We start from the raw sequence: 1,056 nt of genomic DNA on the forward strand, positions 1-1,056 counted from the left end.
TGGATCTCTTGCCAGCCAGTTGACTATGCTATCATTTAACAATTAGCCACCACCCCTGTGTGCTTTCCTTTTGGTAATACTTGTTATAGTGCACTTGCTGGTTAGCTCCCCGATAAGCGGCGCAGGGACGCGCCGCTTATCGGCACGGCTCAGGCGCCCAATAATGTTATCCATGTTCCAACGGATTTTTTGTCTCAAGAAAGGTGAATTCTTCAAAATCTTTCGTATTCACGGTATAGAGTCCGGAAATACCGTGACCTTTTAACGTGGCAGCCAGGGCAGCATCAAAAATCTTCTTTCGCGTGGTGACAGATTTGAGCAGCCCGACAAGCATCTCAAGTTACGTCGGCTGGTGATACAGAATCGCGACACCGGTATCCACATAGTCTTGGACAATTTGGATGGCATCAGGTAATAGCAACGGCGCTTCAAGCCGATGCCATGTGATAACATTGAGAAACTCCATAAGGACTTGTGCAGGAAGACACACGGAGAGATGACCGTCAGCGTCCCGCGTATTCATGGCCTGTTCAACAAAGACTTTAGCGTGCGGATGAAATGGAGAGGCGGTATTATGCGCATAGATCAACACATTGGTATCAAGGGCATACATTATGCGTTACCTCGTTCCGCATACATTTCTTCTCGGTCAAGGGCAATATCTGTCCCCAAGTTGAATGTCCGAACCGTAAACGAATGCTGCGGCATCATGCTGGATTGAGGGGGCACGATGTCGTGCTTAAGGGATTGCAGCAACACCTCTATGGCCTGAATCCGATCAGTCATTGGCGCATGCCGAAGTTGCTCCACCATGTCTTGAGCAAGCATCTGATTCTCCTTCTAACTCACAACAGGGGACCTTGAAAAATCCAGCTTTTCAGGGGGGCGTGAGTAGTTAATTGTCAAGTCCCGCCAGATTATAGACACGTTTTTTGAACAGATGGGGCTGTTTTTGGGACCAGTTCTTCATGGCTTGAAGGGGTGGAATGTGGCCTAAGGCTTTCTGCGGGATGTGCTGATTATAGACCTGGACGTAGCGTTTGATGGTGTCGGTCA

Annotated in this window: 3 protein-coding genes and 1 pseudogene; all 4 read right to left on the reverse strand. The window is 48.7% G+C overall.

The window, feature by feature from the left end; genetic code table 11:
• Positions 1 to 166: 166 nt before the first annotated feature.
• Complete coding sequence (locus E1958_RS21040; RefSeq protein WP_207787995.1) at positions 167 to 334, reverse strand: PIN domain-containing protein; 168 nt, start codon at positions 332 to 334, stop codon at positions 167 to 169.
• A 6-nt stretch (positions 335 to 340) separates the two neighbouring features.
• Entirely contained in the window at positions 341 to 613 is a 273-nt protein-coding gene (locus E1958_RS21045) for a PIN domain-containing protein (protein WP_207787994.1), read from the reverse strand.
• Entirely contained in the window at positions 613 to 828 is a 216-nt protein-coding gene (locus tag E1958_RS19560) for a hypothetical protein (RefSeq protein WP_089724763.1), read from the reverse strand. The genes E1958_RS21045 and E1958_RS19560 overlap by 1 nt, the downstream gene beginning before the upstream one ends.
• A gap of 67 nt (positions 829 to 895) precedes the next feature.
• Positions 896 to 1,056, reverse strand: a pseudogene (locus E1958_RS21510) (IS481 family transposase); the annotation flags it as partial.

The organism is Candidatus Thiosymbion oneisti, assembly GCF_004359955.1.
Taxonomy (GTDB): domain Bacteria; phylum Pseudomonadota; class Gammaproteobacteria; order Chromatiales; family Chromatiaceae; genus Thiosymbion; species Thiosymbion oneisti.

Coding starts and splice junctions, on each gene's coding strand:
- E1958_RS21040 (WP_207787995.1), bottom strand. CDS start 334: ATGCTTGTCGGGCTGCTCAAATCTGTCACCACGCGAAAGAAGATTTTT.
- E1958_RS21045 (WP_207787994.1), bottom strand. CDS start 613: ATGTATGCCCTTGATACCAATGTGTTGATCTATGCGCATAATACCGCC.
- E1958_RS19560 (WP_089724763.1), bottom strand. CDS start 828: ATGCTTGCTCAAGACATGGTGGAGCAACTTCGGCATGCGCCAATGACT.